This window comes from Taylorella equigenitalis ATCC 35865, assembly GCF_000276685.1.
Classification (GTDB): domain Bacteria; phylum Pseudomonadota; class Gammaproteobacteria; order Burkholderiales; family Burkholderiaceae_B; genus Taylorella; species Taylorella equigenitalis.
The window spans coordinates 269,180-282,963 of sequence record NC_018108.1 but is presented as its reverse complement, the minus strand read 5'-3'; the positions used below and the strand labels follow the sequence as shown (position 1 = coordinate 282,963).

15 protein-coding genes, 1 tRNA gene and 1 pseudogene are annotated in these 13,784 nt (G+C 39.6%); 5 read left to right on the top strand and 12 right to left on the bottom strand.

The features are described from left to right. Positions 1-248: 248 nt before the first annotated feature. Positions 249-1,499 (bottom strand): NAD(P)/FAD-dependent oxidoreductase, encoded by a 1,251-nt coding sequence (locus KUI_RS01395; protein WP_014840130.1) that lies wholly within the window; start codon positions 1,497-1,499, stop codon positions 249-251. 137 nt (positions 1,500-1,636) lie between these two features. Between KUI_RS01395 and KUI_RS01390 the strand changes: the two genes are divergently transcribed. Further along, complete coding sequence (locus tag KUI_RS01390; protein WP_014840129.1) at positions 1,637-3,142, top strand: DASS family sodium-coupled anion symporter; 1,506 nt, start codon at positions 1,637-1,639, stop codon at positions 3,140-3,142. 66 nt (positions 3,143-3,208) lie between these two features. After that, the gene (locus KUI_RS01385; protein WP_014840128.1) at positions 3,209-3,973 is read left to right on the top strand and encodes an EI24 domain-containing protein; all 765 of its coding nucleotides are present in this window, start codon (positions 3,209-3,211) and stop codon (positions 3,971-3,973) included. Here KUI_RS01385 and KUI_RS01380 read toward each other — a convergent pair. Genes KUI_RS01380 through hemA form a run of 5 tightly spaced genes read right to left on the bottom strand, consistent with a single transcriptional unit; the run spans position 3,954 to position 8,077 of the window. Continuing rightward, on the bottom strand, positions 3,954-4,520 hold the full coding sequence (locus tag KUI_RS01380; protein ID WP_013522053.1) for a UbiX family flavin prenyltransferase: 567 nt from the start codon (positions 4,518-4,520) through the stop codon (positions 3,954-3,956). The two genes, KUI_RS01385 and KUI_RS01380, sit on opposite strands and share 20 nt — an antisense overlap. Then, positions 4,513-4,842, bottom strand: coding sequence for a Grx4 family monothiol glutaredoxin (gene grxD / locus KUI_RS01375; protein WP_013522052.1), 330 nt, complete (start codon positions 4,840-4,842; stop codon positions 4,513-4,515). The genes KUI_RS01380 and grxD overlap by 8 nt, the downstream gene beginning before the upstream one ends. A gap of 43 nt (positions 4,843-4,885) precedes the next feature. Continuing rightward, the gene (gene prmC / locus KUI_RS01370) at positions 4,886-5,713 is read right to left on the bottom strand and encodes a peptide chain release factor N(5)-glutamine methyltransferase (protein ID WP_014840127.1); all 828 of its coding nucleotides are present in this window, start codon (positions 5,711-5,713) and stop codon (positions 4,886-4,888) included. After that, complete coding sequence (gene prfA, locus KUI_RS01365) at positions 5,713-6,792, bottom strand: peptide chain release factor 1 (RefSeq protein WP_014840126.1); 1,080 nt, start codon at positions 6,790-6,792, stop codon at positions 5,713-5,715. Before prfA ends, prmC begins: the two co-directional genes overlap by 1 nt. A gap of 25 nt (positions 6,793-6,817) precedes the next feature. Beyond that, positions 6,818-8,077: a glutamyl-tRNA reductase gene (gene hemA / locus KUI_RS01360; protein ID WP_014840125.1), complete on the bottom strand. Its 1,260-nt coding sequence runs from the start codon at positions 8,075-8,077 to the stop codon at positions 6,818-6,820. Positions 8,078-8,237: 160 nt separating this feature from the next. Here hemA and KUI_RS01355 point away from each other — a divergent pair. Further along, positions 8,238-8,313: transfer RNA gene (locus KUI_RS01355), tRNA-Phe, on the top strand. A gap of 23 nt (positions 8,314-8,336) precedes the next feature. Here the strand turns inward: KUI_RS01355 and KUI_RS01350 are convergent. Continuing rightward, positions 8,337-8,945, bottom strand: a complete 609-nt coding sequence (locus tag KUI_RS01350; protein ID WP_013522048.1) for a nitroreductase family protein — start codon at positions 8,943-8,945, stop codon at positions 8,337-8,339. Between the two features lie 100 nt (positions 8,946-9,045). Here KUI_RS01350 and KUI_RS01345 point away from each other — a divergent pair, with 100 nt between their 5' ends. Both KUI_RS01345 and KUI_RS01340 read left to right on the top strand, forming a co-directional pair. Further along, positions 9,046-9,303 (top strand): hypothetical protein, encoded by a 258-nt coding sequence (locus tag KUI_RS01345; RefSeq protein ID WP_013522047.1) that lies wholly within the window; start codon positions 9,046-9,048, stop codon positions 9,301-9,303. A gap of 24 nt (positions 9,304-9,327) precedes the next feature. Continuing rightward, positions 9,328-9,501, top strand: a pseudogene (locus tag KUI_RS01340) (YqaE/Pmp3 family membrane protein); the annotation flags it as partial. Between the two features lie 69 nt (positions 9,502-9,570). Here KUI_RS01340 and KUI_RS01335 read toward each other — a convergent pair. The 5 genes from KUI_RS01335 to gorA all read right to left on the bottom strand — a co-directional run bounded on the left by KUI_RS01335 (position 9,571) and on the right by gorA (position 13,690). Beyond that, on the bottom strand, positions 9,571-10,134 hold the full coding sequence (locus tag KUI_RS01335) for a 7-carboxy-7-deazaguanine synthase QueE (RefSeq protein WP_014840123.1): 564 nt from the start codon (positions 10,132-10,134) through the stop codon (positions 9,571-9,573). A gap of 91 nt (positions 10,135-10,225) precedes the next feature. Further along, positions 10,226-10,657 (bottom strand): 6-carboxytetrahydropterin synthase QueD, encoded by a 432-nt coding sequence (queD, locus tag KUI_RS01330; RefSeq protein WP_014840122.1) that lies wholly within the window; start codon positions 10,655-10,657, stop codon positions 10,226-10,228. Further along, a complete protein-coding gene (queC, locus tag KUI_RS01325) occupies positions 10,635-11,303 on the bottom strand; it encodes a 7-cyano-7-deazaguanine synthase QueC (protein ID WP_014840121.1) in 669 nt (222 codons plus the stop codon). Before queC ends, queD begins: the two co-directional genes overlap by 23 nt. Before the next feature lie 3 nt (positions 11,304-11,306). Next, the gene (locus KUI_RS01320; RefSeq protein ID WP_013522042.1) at positions 11,307-12,314 is read right to left on the bottom strand and encodes an asparaginase; all 1,008 of its coding nucleotides are present in this window, start codon (positions 12,312-12,314) and stop codon (positions 11,307-11,309) included. A gap of 8 nt (positions 12,315-12,322) precedes the next feature. Further along, entirely contained in the window at positions 12,323-13,690 is a 1,368-nt protein-coding gene (gene gorA, locus KUI_RS01315) for a glutathione-disulfide reductase (protein WP_014840120.1), read from the bottom strand. Positions 13,691-13,784: the final 94 nt, after the last annotated feature.

The following is a 13,784-nucleotide window of genomic DNA, read 5'->3' as shown; positions in this document are numbered from 1 at the left end:
ACTAAATACACATCAAGTACCCACACTTATCGGCTGTATAAATTTTTAAAGAACTACTATTCACTTAAATCAAATACCACTATTCAATACTGTAATAAATTTGAAAAGCTTTCTGATTAGTGAAAGATTATAATCTTACCCCTATTTCCTACACCTTGTCAAACTTTTTTTGCATTAACCCTTATATTCATCAAAATCCTATATTAATGCGTTGGGAATATGCCACTTTAAATTACTACTTTAAATTACTACTTAAATCTAGTTGCCGAAAAAGGAGAAATGTCGAATGAGAAGATATTGCCACTTATAAGGTCCGCAATAATACGACCCGTAATAGGGCCAAGTGTAAGACCTAGGTGCCCATGTCCAAATGCAAAATAAGCATTTTCCGCACCAGTACGACTTATGACTGGCAATGAATCGGGCATAGACGGGCGGAAACCAAGCCACTTAGCACTCACAAGTCCTAGTTTCTGATTGTGAAGTTCACGAACAGCATTTTCATGTTGCATAATAAGCTCAAAACGAGGCTGTGCCTGCAGACCAGCAAATTCGACGCCACTAGTCACCCGAAGTTTGTTATTCATTGGGGACATAACAATGGACCGTTCACCCCACAAAACAGGTGCAGAAGCCATGCAATCGCCCGTCGCCTCAAACTCGACATGATACCCTCGCTCTGTATCAAGTGGAATTTGTTCACCACAGTCGTGTGCAAGCTTTTTAGACCAAGCACCAGCCGCTATCACAAATGCATCCGCTACATGCATGTGCTCTCCACATAATGCATGCGTAATCACATGGTCTGAGTGCATCTTAAGTTGCTTAATTTGTGCTTTAATAAGTTTTCCGCCAAGCCTTAAGAAGTACTCTCCTAGTGCCTCTACGTAAAGTTGTGGATTTTTAATTTGGTGGCTTTGTGAGTTGTACACGGCATATTTAAAACGTGGTGACTTAGTGCCATTTAAGCTTGGCTCACGGTCATAAAATTCGTCGCTAATTAAATATTCATACTGAACACCATACTTAGCAACCAGCTCAAATCCTTTCTTAGCCGCTTTAAATGCAGCTTCCGTCTCGTAGACCTTATACCAACCGTTGGGTTCGATCATATTATGTACACCCGCTTCCTGTGCCAATTTACACTGCTCTTCTACTGATAAAAGAAGCAAGCTACTCAAGGCTTCGCAAGCATGTTCAACCTGCGACCTTTTGGATGACCTCAAAAAACGCCACAGCCACCCTGCCATCTTAGGTAAATAAGAGGCTCTTAGCCTGATTGGACTATCACTACTAAATAAAATTGAAGGAAGGCTACGAACTAATTCAGGTGTGGCAATGGGCAAGCATTCAGAAACGGCGAGAACTCCCGCATTGCCAAAAGAAGCTCCCTGTCCAAATCCATTAGGGTCGGCAATGGCAACCTCATGCCCAAGTTTAAGTAGATGTAAGCCACAACTTATACCCACGATACCACCACCCACCACGAGAATTTTCATAAACTTACCTGCCAGCGTCTAAAAAAGTCTAAATAAGCTATTCTCAGCTTAATGTAAATCAAAAAACATTAGGGTTTTTATCTATTTGTCATTAAATAGATTTAAACTTTAAATGATACGTAAAAGAGGAGTTTAATATGGATACAAATAACATCCAAAGCAACCAAAGGAAGTCCTTCTTTGGCCCCGAAAAATTTCCTATATTTCTACTGATTGCATTTGTAGCATTAATCGGCATTTTGTTGCTTCCTACGCCAGAAGGCTTGCCAGTAGCGGGTCATCGCATGTTGGCTGTATTGGTTTTCGCTGTAATAGTTTGGGTTTCAGAAGCAGTCTCATACGAAGCGAGTTCAATCATTATTATGGGATTGATTATATTCTTAGTTGGTTTGTCTCCTTCATTAAAAGACCCAACTGTGTTATGGACGGTTAAAAGTTCACTTGCTATTGCATTGGCAGGATTTAGTAGCTCTGGCTTGGCTTTAGTGGCTGCGGCACTGTTCATCGCTGCGTGCATGACTTACACAGGTCTTGATAAACGTATTGCATTAAACACCATGAATCTTGTTGGTACTAGTACTAAATCCATATATACAGGTATGATTTTAGTTACTATCGTGCTATCTCTAGTTGTACCGTCAGCTACAGCCCGTGGTGCTGCTATGATACCTATTGCTATGGGTATGGTTGTTGCTTTTGGAGTGGATAAAAACTCAAGATTAGCTGTTGGGCTTATGATTTTAGTGGCTGAGTGTATCAGTATTTGGAACGTTGGTATTCAAACGGCTGCAGCTCAAAACTTAATTACTGTTGGTTTTATGACCGAAATGTTAGGAGAGCGTGTAGCTTGGATTGACTGGGTTATTGCTGCATTGCCATGGTCAATTGTTATGTCTTTTGTTCTTTATTTCACAGTTCTTTGGATTTACCCACCTGAAGTTAAAAAACTTGAAGGCGGTAAGACAGCCGTAAGATCTCAATTGGAAGAACTAGGTCCTATGACTTCAGATCAACTTCGATTGTTAATCGTGTCTATTGTGTTAATCGGATTCTGGGCAACTGAAGGCAAACTTCATAATTACAGCACTGCTGCGACTACCATAGTTGCCCTAGGTATTTTATTAACTCCTAAAATTGGGGTGATTAACTGGAAGGAACTGCAAAAACGCACACCTTGGGGTACTTTGATTGTGTTCGGTGCTGGTATCAGTTTGGGTAGTTCAATTCTTAAAACTGGTGCTGGTCAATGGTTAGGAAATCAAATTATTGTCCTAACTGGTTTAGATAGCTTAGGTCCGTTCATGATATTTGCAGTACTAGCTGCATTCCTAATCGTTATTCACTTAGGGTTTGCAAGTGCAACTGCATTGTCATCTTCTATGATTCCAATCATGATTTCTCTACTCAAATCATTGCCAGATGGTTCTGTGGACCGTTTAGGTATGACCATGTTGCTTGGCTTTGTGATTTCTTACGGTTTCATTCTTCCTGTAAACGCACCACAAAATATGGTATGTTTAGGTACAGAAACATTTAATGCAAGACAGTTTGCTAAAGTAGGTATTATTATCACTCTTGTGGGATATGGACTTATGTTAGTTCTTGCTGGTACTTACTGGGATTGGTTGGGTCACTTGAAATAAGCTAATCTTCCTTCAAATAAGAGTCTAGTGTTTCATTAGACTCTTTTTTTATGGACTGGACATAATATGATTGAAATTTTTAGAGCACTAAAGAATGGGATACAAACCCAATTCCATCCAAAAATGGTATTTGCTACGTTTCTTCCACTGATTGCAGGTCTGTCTGTTTTTATAATTTTTTGTATATTTGTGTGGAGTGGCATCAATCATTGGCTTATGACATCTACAAGCGACTGGTGGATTCTAAATCAAATTTCAAATATTCTTAATGAAGTTGGACTTAGTGCTCATGGACTTGGAGAATTTGCTGCTTGGATTGTCACATTAATATGTGTGATTGTTATGAGCATTATTTGTGGGATTGTGGTGGCTGGAATTTTTGTAACTCCCATAGCCGTAAATTTAATTAGCAAATCTCATTTTCCATACCTATCTCGTGAAGGCAAATATGCTACAAGCATCAGCATATTAAATTCCTTCAAAGTTACTTTAATATTTGCTTTGGGATGGCTTTTAACATTGCCACTTTGGTTGATACCTGGGCTTAATATTATTTTGCCGATATTTTGGATGTCGTATGCCTACGCTAATATGACCAAAGTCGATTCCATTGTTGAACATGCTTCTCCGACAGAGCGTCAGTATTTGCTTGAAAATTATAAAGGCGGCTTCTGGTTTATCGGCTTAGTGTGTGCACTACTTTCGCTTATACCATTTTTAGGATTAGTTATGCCTGTGTTCTCAATCTTGGCATGCACTCACTACGGCTTATCACTTTTAGATATACACAGAAAAGAAAATCGCTTCCTTCCTACAGTCCCTTCCAAGTAGCATCTTCAGGCAGTTCGAATCCGAGCAAAGCTAGTATGCGGTCGACGGTGTTATTTACTATATCGTCGATAGATTCAGGTTTTTGATAAAAGGCTGGCAATGGAGGAAATATCACGCCCCCCATTTCAGTAACAGCCGTCATATTTTTAAGATGTGCAAGATTTAATGGAGTTTCGCGTATTGCGAGAATTAAACGTCGACGCTCCTTTAAATGAACATCCGCAGCTCGTGATATCAGATTCTCAGAAAGTCCATGAGCACAAGCTGCTAATGTATGCATAGTGCATGGCAGAACAACCATACCCAAAGTGGAAACTGTGCCACTTGCAAGCATATCCGACACATCACGATACCCATGCGTATAATCTGCGTGGGCAATAAATTCCTTTCTATCCATGCCAAGCTCATGCTTAATAGTAATTAAGCCAGCTGGCGATACAATAAGGTGCGACTCCACATCCTTAAACAATCGTATTTTTTCTAAAAGTCTTAGGGCGTAAATAGAGCCAGTGGCTCCAGTAACCCCGAGCACAATCCTTTTAGTCATTTAAAGCGCCTGTAGGTTCCAATACTTGCTTAAGTTCACCGCTTTCAGCCATCTCTAGAATAATATCGCAACCTCCTATAAATTCGCCGTTTACATAAAGTTGCGGAATAGTAGGCCAATTTGCATATTGCTTAATACCTTCGCGAACCTCCTGATCCTCGAGTACATTTACCGTTGCGAGTTTCTTAACGCCCACTTCACGCAAAGCTTCTACCGCCCTCATTGAAAACCCGCATTGCGGTGCATTTGCCGTGCCCTTCATGAACAAAATAACTGGATTTTCGTTAACGATTTTTTTAATAAATTCTTGTACATCGCTCATTCATTTCTCCTAAAAGAATATCATTTTACTAATAATTAAATTTTCAAGCGAAAACCCCACAGGTTACTCTTTCATGACCTGCGAGGTCCTTGTGAGTATTTATTTTATGGCAATGGCCCTGCTCCAAAATCCGCCTCAACTCTGCACCTTGAGTCCATCCATGTTCAAACATAATGGCAGAACCTGAATGAATAAAATCGTGAACTTGCTTCATAATTTTTATGTATTCGGAAAGACCATCATTGCCACCCACAAGGGCAGTGATTGGCTCATACCGCACATCACCTAATTGCAGGTGTATATCATCAGAAGCGATGTACGGAGGGTTGGATACGATTAAATCAAAAGTCCCCACATCATATGGCAATGCATCAAACCACGAGCCTTCAAAAAATTTAATATGCACACCATGATTTTTTGCGTTGAGATAGGCCACTTTCAATGCCTCTTTAGAAATATCCACTGCATAGACTTCACACTTGGGCATGAAATTTGCAATTGAAATAGCAATAGCACCGCTACCAGTCCCAAGATCAAGAATGCGTGCACCTGTCGGAGTGGTTTTTAGAAAATCCAAAGCACATTCTACAAGCAATTCGGTATCGGGACGTGGGATTAAAACGCTATTATCGACATTAAGTTCCAAACCCATAAACTCCCTAGAACCTACCAAGTAAGCAATAGGTTCGCCTTCAATCCGCCTCTGTACAAGGGTATCAAATTCTAACTTTTGCTCCTCGCATATGAGTACATCATCATGTACAAACAACCATACGCGGTCCACTCCTAACACATGTGCAAGGATAATTTGCGACTCTAGCCTATCGAGACCACTCTTTTTTAGAATTTCTCCAATAGTTAAATGAGGCATTACTCGTCGCCCAAAGCTGCAAGAAGTTCAGCCTGCCTTTCGCTAATCAAAGCATTTGTCAGCTCATCAAGAGAGCCTTCCATAATTTGCTGAAGCTTATAGAGCGTAAGATTAATACGATGGTCCGTAACACGCCCTTGCGGATAGTTATAGGTACGAATTCTTTCAGAACGATCTCCAGAACCCACCAAACTTTTACGCTCCGCAGCTTCCTTACTTTGTTGCTCCTGTCTTTTAATATCATTGATACGAGCAGCTAATACGCTCATCGCACGTGCTTTATTTTTGTGCTGTGATCTATCATCCTGACACTCAGCCACAATCCCTGTAGGCAAGTGAGTAATACGAACTGCAGAATCAGTTTTATTAATATGCTGTCCGCCCGCTCCACTAGCCCTAAATGTATCTATCCTCAAATCCGCAGGATTTAAAACAACTTCCGCCAACTCATCCGCTTCAGGAAGAACCGCCACAGTGCAGGCAGATGTGTGGACACGTCCTTGAGACTCAGTTTCTGGCACACGTTGAACTCGATGAGCTCCAGACTCATATTTAAGTTGTCCATAAACCCCGTCCCCTTCTATTCTGGCAATAACCTCGCGATACCCCCCCAGTTCCGAGGGATTCTCGGACATTAACTCTACTTTCCACCCTTTTTGTTCAGCATAACGGCTATACATACGGAAAAGATCGCCCGTGAATATCGCACTTTCATCTCCTCCTGTACCAGCTCGAATCTCAAGAAATACACTTCGTCCATCATCAGGATCTTTAGGCAAAAGCTCTAACTGCAACTTCTGTTCTAGTTGCTCAATCCGCTCTTTTGTTGATTTCATCTCCTCTTCTCCCATCTCTTTAAGATCAGGATCGGACATCATTTCAACTGCAGTATTTAGGTCCCCTTCTGCTGCTTCAAATTCCTTGAATAACTCGACGACTGGATCAATTTCACTTCGTTCACGAGATAGCTTACGGAATCGATCCATATCGTCCGCAACATCAGGTTCTGCCAATAAAGCATCAACTTCAATAAGTCTTTGACTTAACTGCTCCAATCTGGAGCGCATAGAATCTTTCATAATTAAAAATGGAAAAATGAATAAGCTAATGAGAAGGGAATAGCTTAGGAAGTACGTCGAGAATTTGTTCTCTTTCTTCGTTTTGAGATTTATTAAGCGCCTGCATAGGTGCATGCATATATTTTTGAGTAAGCCCTTGAGCTAAACGCTCCAATGCCTCTTCAGGACTAACCCCTTTAGCTAGAAGCCTGCGTGCCTTACTAAGTTCAATTTGAGCAAGAGTTTGTGCAGAGCTATTAAGCGACTGAATAACAGGAACAATTTCCCTAGTTTTAAGCCAGCTCATAAAATTACTTACACTTGAATCGATAATCTGTTCAGCTTCTACGACAGCGGCTTTACGCATATCATTACCCATCTGAACCATACGACCAAGATCATCTACAGTATAAAGATAAACTTCACCCAAGCGACCTACTTCCGATTCAATATCCCTAGGTACCGCCAAGTCAACCATAACCATAGGCTGATAACGACGCTGCTTAAGGGCACTTTGAATCATACCCAGCCCTAAAATTGGCAATGTAGAAGCCGTACAGGAAACTACTACATCAAACTCATGAATACGCTCAGGTAAATCAGCTAACTTCATAGTTTCCGCACCAAACTTAGAGGCTAATGCTTCTCCTCTATCAAGTGTGCGATTTGCAATAACAATCTGTTTAGGTAGACGAGATGCAAAATGAGTTACACATAACTCAATCATCTCACCCGCACCAACAAATAAAATATTGGATTTAGCTAAATCCCCAAAAACTCTCTCTGACATACGTACAGCTGCGGCAGCCATAGAAATAGATTCCTGACCAATCGCTGTATTAGACCTAACCTCTTTAGCTACAGAAAAAGTCTTTTGAAAAAGCTGATTAAGCATAGTCCCAAGAGATCCTGCCTCTGAAGCAGCTCTTACGGCATTTTTCATCTGACCTAAAATTTGAGCTTCACCTAAAACCATGGAATCAAGACCTGATGCAACTCTAAAAGCGTGTCTAACCGCCTTATCCTGAGTGTACTCGTAGAGGTGAGGTGCAATAACAGAGGAATCTAGAGAGTTAAAATCAGCCATCCACTGACCTATATGCATAGCAGCATCTGGTTGAGCAGCGACATAAATCTCAGTCCTATTACAGGTTGAAAGAATGGCCGCTTCTTTTACGCGACCATTAAAACAGGACCTTAAACCATCAAGTGCAGGACGTATCAAATCTCCAGACATAGAAACCCTCTCACGCACATCTACAGGTGCAGAGTGATGATTAAGTCCAAAGGTAAATACGCTAGTCATTAGAATTAAATTATTATTAAATTCAATCACATATTATAAGGTTTTGCATGCACAAATAATACAATTTCGTTTCAATTTAATTTTAAACATCAAGGAAATTTAAAAAATGCTTCACAAACGGAAAGAATTTCAGTAATATATATAGCTTACATATCAATATGGTTCGGTAGCTCAGTTGGTAGAGCAGCGGATTGAAAATCCGCGTGTCGGCGGTTCGATTCCGCCCCAAACCACCAAATCTAGCTCTATTTCACGTCAACTAACTATTGTTTCCTAGAATCAAAAACCGTCCCTCATCTGATACATAATCCTTAGGGTTTGGATCTATTTTAATACTACCAAAAGGCATCTGAGCCACAAGGGACCATTTATCCGAAATTCCAAATTCAGATATTAATTTTTGCTCAATCAATTCGTTGTAGTGTTGTAATGAAGCCCCAATATTTTTTTCAGCTAATGCCACCCATACGGCATATTGTGCCATGCCACTACTTTGCAATGAAAACTTAGGAAAGTTAATTTTATATAGGGGAAACTGCTGCTGAAGGAAATCTATAACGGTCTGATCCTCATAAAACAGTACAGTTCCATATCCTGCCTTAAATGCACCATTAATTTTACTTTCAGAAGTTGGATAATCCTCAGGCTTAACAACTTCTTTAATAGAGGATTTAACAAGCTCCCAAAATCTATCATGCTCCACACCTAATAAGATAACAACTCTGCTAGACTGAGAATTAAACGCAGTCGGAGATTCTTTAATTGCATTTTGAATTAACGATACGATTTCTTCATTAGATAAGTGGATATCTTTTCCAAGTGCATATATGGAACGGCGATTTTTTTGTAAATCATAAAAGTCAGACATTTTTTCTCCTATATTTAAATAAACTTAACTAGTACCTATATATAATAAGCACTAAACAATATGTTGTGTTATATACGGATTATTTCTTATAGGGGGTATTATGATTCGAATTCTTTTAGCTATATTTTTCCCACCGCTTGTGTTTTTCACAATTGGTAGACCAATTCAGGGTTTACTTTGCTTAATTTACTTTACATTAATATTTGTGCTGTCCTTTATACTTGCAATTTTTGGAATTGTTATATTTCCGATTTTTGGATGGATACCTTGCATGGTTTGGGCTTTTATATGTTTGTCTAATTACAAAAACGAACGAAGAATTCGTGAATTTGAGTTCAATCAATCAAGGCAAATTTAGTTGATTAGATATTAGGAGAAATTTATGCGTTTATTATTGGCTATTTTCCTTCCTCCAGTTCTTTTCTTTACTATCGGTAAACCTATTGAAGGGATTATTTGTTTGATTCTTATGGTGACTTTAATAGGTTGGATTCCAGCGATTATCTGGGCTGTATATTCTTTGTCTGAGTACAATCAGGATCAAAGATTTGCTCAATTAGCTAAAATGCAAACTCAGAATAGGCACTTTTCCGAAGATTCATTTAATGGTAAAGATGTTTTCTAACTACTCTATGCCTGCAAGCTTATGAGTTTGCAGGCTTAACTCCCACCTAGGTCCAATTTTTAAACCATTCAATTCCCCAATAATTTTTATAGTCTGTTGAATGTTCATGCTACCATCATGTTCCAATGGGGATAAATAATATTTTTTTGAATTAAATTTCTCATTTATATCTTGTAGCCAATTCAAAAAATCTTCTCGGTTTGTCTCATTAAAATCAACAACAATTCTGATTTCGTCTGCATACCTCAAACCAACCTTTTCGTAACGCTCCTTATAGCAATACTTTGGGCTTATGGCAATATAATCTATACCCTCTGGCACATCACTAATACCGTTAGTTTCAATGCACAAATAGTACCCACGACTCTTAAACGCCTCGATTAAAAGCTCAACATTTGGATGCACTGAAGGCTCTCCACCCGTCAAAATAATATTTGACTGACCCAAATCTTCAACAATCTGCAGAATTTCCGAAAGAGACTTTAAACCAAACGAATTGTAGTTTGTATCACACCATCCACAAGCAAGATTACAACGCCCAAGCCTCACAAATGTAGCAGGCATCCCCGTGTTAAACCCTTCTCCTTGAAGGCTTTTAAAAATTTCAACTATGCGAAATTGCGGTTCCGTCGCACCAGACTGCAATCTTATAATTTCAAATTTCGTCATCGAAAGTGCATTCACTATAAGAAGAAGGTGTCTCCCACAAACGAACTCGATTAACGCCTTCAAGGCGTTCTCTTAGCAAATCTAAAATATGACGAGAAATATTTTCGGCAGTTGTTCTATGTTTGAATGGATAAGTTTTCATGTTCCAGCCCTCTAGTAATTGAGCTATTGCAGTCTCTCTTTCATTAGTAGAATCGTACAAAAAAGCATGGTCCATACGGGCAATAATTAAGTCATCGACCACACTCTTTAGGTCCGCAAAATCAATAACCATACCCTTTTTCGGACCATCTTCAATAACTGGTCCAGCAACCTCAACTTCAAGTCTATATGTATGCCCGTGCAAATTTTTGCACTTACCGTCATGACCATCAAGCAGGTGGGCAATGTCGAAGTTAAACGTTTTTACTACTTTCATTTTTGGAATTTAAATACTCTTCAAGTCCACGATTTCTAAGTACACAACTAGGACAGTTTCCGCACCCACCTTCAACACCTTCATAACATGTATGCGTACGAGTTCTAACATAATCTAAACGCCCCAACTTATCAGCTAACTCCCATGTTTGAGCCTTAGTAAGCCACATAAGCGGTGTATGAACAACAAAATCGTAGTCCATAGCAAGGTTCATACTCACATTCATCGATTTCACAAAAATATCTCGGCAATCTGGATAACCGCTAAAATCAGTTTCACACACACCGATAACAATATTTTTTATGCCCTGAGACTTTGCATAGATACAGGAATATAAAAGAAACAATGCATTGCGACCATCTACAAATGTATTAGGTAGACCTGATTCGTCAGTCTTAATCTCAGCACCCTTTTGCATAAGTGCATTTGTGGTGATTGACTTCATCACACTAAGATCAAGTATAGTCTGCTCAATACCGAGATCAATCGCAATTTCTCTAGCCTTTTTCAGTTCAATCTCATGTCGTTGACCATATATAAAAGTGATTGCTTTAACATTGCCAACACCAAAATTTTCAATAGCTTGAAGCAGACAGGTAGTAGAATCCTGACCGCCAGAAAAAACAACTAAAGCTTTTTCGCTCATGCCTTAGACAGAGTCCTTATTGTAATTACGCAAATGCTCGCAAATTTTACTTCTATCCATCTTCGACCAAATCATCGCACTCAAAAGAAGCCTAGCTTTACGAGGAGATAAAAAGCCACCCATCAAGGCACCTTTTTGTTGAAGATCGATTTCACTACCTTCATACGCATATGTTTTGTAAGTTGTAGTCCCACGCCCAGTCCTGGAGCAGACCAACACAGGCATATCGTTAATTATCTTTTCTATTTTGCTGGCAATGCTACCTGGAACATGTCCACTTCCAAATCCAGCAATCACAAGACCTTTATAAGATGACTTCGGTATCCAATCATAAATTTCACCAGATTCATCTAAAGTAGACTCTAATAGAAGAACACGTGCATCGTAATCCTCAGGAACAGGGAAAAGCATACGTTCATTTGGCGATCTTCTTATATGAAGACTGTTTTCAGTAACCACTCCAACAGGTCCTGTCTGAGGGGATTCAAAAGCATCTACAGCATTGGCGTGAGTTTTTGCTACGTAACGGGCTTGATGTACTTCATCGTTCATAACTACAAATACCCCATGCCCTCGAGATTTAATGTCGACTGCAACTTTAATGGCAGCGAGTAAATTTGCGGCCCCGTCTGCACCAGCTAATTCTGGATGTCTCATAGCACCTGTGAGTACAAGCGGTGCTGCATACGGCCAGTACAAATCTAAAAGATATGAAGTTTCCTCCAGAGTATCTGTACCCTGAACTAAAACAACACCCTGAGCACCGTGTTCCACTTGTTGCTTTGCCCAAGCAAGGGATGCGAAGACCGTATCAAAATCCAGCGACCCACTGGCAACGTTAGCAATTGTTTTTTGCCAAATCTCTAGTGACATGTCCTGCAAACCAGGTACAGAAGAAATCAAATCTTCCGCTGATAATGTAGATTTAATACCACCTGAATCGGTGGATTTTGTCATAGTAATAGTACCGCCAAGAGTACCTATTGCAACAGTAGAAGAAATAATAGACATAAAAATTCCTATTTTGATTTTGGAGTACGCATGGTTACGAGCTCTTCAGCAGAGGTTGGGTGAATACCAATAGTTGAGTCAAAGTCCGCCTTTGTCGCTCCAGCTCTCAATGCAACAGCAAAACCTTGGATAATTTCAGGAGCATCCTCACCCACCATATGTACACCCAAAACTTTGTCCGTTGATTTTTGTACGATGATACGCATTAAGGTTCTTTCATCTTTGCCAGAAAGCGTGTGCTTCATAGCCTTAAAGTTAGATTCGAATATCTCAACATCATCAGAAAATTTTTCCTGAGCTTCGCTTTCAGTAAGCCCTACAGACCCAAAAGTAGGATTTGTAAAGACGGCAAACGGAACATTTTGATAAGACATCTTACGAGTGCCATCTCCAAACATATGATTAACTAGAGTCATTGCTTCAGCAATAGCGACTGGAGTGAGTTCTAATCGACCTACCACATCACCCAATGCAAAAATTGAAGGCACAGATGTTTGAAAATTTTCATTTACTTTTATATGTCCTGATTTCGATGTTTCAATACCAACTTCATCTAAATTTAGACCTTCAGTATTTGGTATGCGACCTACAGCCATAAGAACTTCATCGGCCTGAAGGGATACATTATTATCAAGATGCACTGTCAATTTAAACTCGGACCCTTCATCGTTCAAATCTATGGATTTGATATTAACGCCTTCTTGTATATCCACTCCATGCTTAATCATCTCTTCTTTCAAGAAATCCATACTTGGGGCATCAAAGTTTTTAAGCATCTTTGAGCGAACAATAAGATGTACCTGTACTCCCAACCCATTAAAGATTGAACTAAATTCGCAGGCAATAAATCCCCCGCCAACGATAACAATCTTTTTAGGAAGCTCTTCCAAATCGAAAATCTGATTGGAGTTTACTGATAACTCTCCTCCCTCTATTTCAGGAATACCTGGCCATCCACCTGTGGCAATAAGTATATTTTTAGAGGTGTAATGTTTTCCTTCAACTTCTATAGTGTGCTCATCCACAAGGCTTGCACGACCTCGGATGATTTGAACGCCTGGTTTTTCTAATATGTTTTGATAAATATTATTTAGACGAGAAATTTCTTTTGCTCGATTAGCTTTTAAAACTTCCCAATCAAATGAGATGCCTTCGATGCTCCAACCAAAGCCCCTTGAAGCCTCAAAGTCACCTGAGAAATCTGATGCATATTTGTAGAGTTTTTTTGGTACACATCCTAAATTTACGCATGTGCCACCTAAGGGTGCATCTTCTGCCACAGCAACTCTGGCACCCATACTGGCAGCCATGCGAGAGGCTCTAACACCGCCACTACCTGCACCTATAACGAATAAATCATAATCAAATGTAGGCATAAAAAATATCAAAAAAAACGACAATACTAATTATACTCAGTATTGCCGTATCACTATTTAGCCATAATGCCAATTTTAAGTATAGCTACTTATC

Bases quoted from the DNA above. Each gene is read 5' to 3' on its own strand.
- prmC (WP_014840127.1), bottom strand. From the start codon at position 5,713: ATGCCTCATTTAACTATTGGAGAAATTCTAAAAAAGAGTGGTCTCGAT.
- KUI_RS01385 (WP_014840128.1), top strand. From the start codon at position 3,209: ATGATTGAAATTTTTAGAGCACTAAAGAATGGGATACAAACCCAATTC.
- KUI_RS01390 (WP_014840129.1), top strand. From the start codon at position 1,637: ATGGATACAAATAACATCCAAAGCAACCAAAGGAAGTCCTTCTTTGGC.
- hemA (WP_014840125.1), bottom strand. From the start codon at position 8,077: ATGACTAGCGTATTTACCTTTGGACTTAATCATCACTCTGCACCTGTA.
- gorA (WP_014840120.1), bottom strand. From the start codon at position 13,690: ATGCCTACATTTGATTATGATTTATTCGTTATAGGTGCAGGTAGTGGC.
- grxD (WP_013522052.1), bottom strand. From the start codon at position 4,842: ATGAGCGATGTACAAGAATTTATTAAAAAAATCGTTAACGAAAATCCA.
- KUI_RS01350 (WP_013522048.1), bottom strand. From the start codon at position 8,945: ATGTCTGACTTTTATGATTTACAAAAAAATCGCCGTTCCATATATGCA.
- prfA (WP_014840126.1), bottom strand. From the start codon at position 6,792: ATGAAAGATTCTATGCGCTCCAGATTGGAGCAGTTAAGTCAAAGACTT.
- KUI_RS01395 (WP_014840130.1), bottom strand. From the start codon at position 1,499: ATGAAAATTCTCGTGGTGGGTGGTGGTATCGTGGGTATAAGTTGTGGC.
- KUI_RS01320 (WP_013522042.1), bottom strand. From the start codon at position 12,314: ATGTCTATTATTTCTTCTACTGTTGCAATAGGTACTCTTGGCGGTACT.
- KUI_RS01380 (WP_013522053.1), bottom strand. From the start codon at position 4,520: ATGACTAAAAGGATTGTGCTCGGGGTTACTGGAGCCACTGGCTCTATT.
- queD (WP_014840122.1), bottom strand. From the start codon at position 10,657: ATGAAAGTAGTAAAAACGTTTAACTTCGACATTGCCCACCTGCTTGAT.
- KUI_RS01335 (WP_014840123.1), bottom strand. From the start codon at position 10,134: ATGCCTGCTACATTTGTGAGGCTTGGGCGTTGTAATCTTGCTTGTGGA.
- KUI_RS01345 (WP_013522047.1), top strand. From the start codon at position 9,046: ATGATTCGAATTCTTTTAGCTATATTTTTCCCACCGCTTGTGTTTTTC.
- queC (WP_014840121.1), bottom strand. From the start codon at position 11,303: ATGAGCGAAAAAGCTTTAGTTGTTTTTTCTGGCGGTCAGGATTCTACT.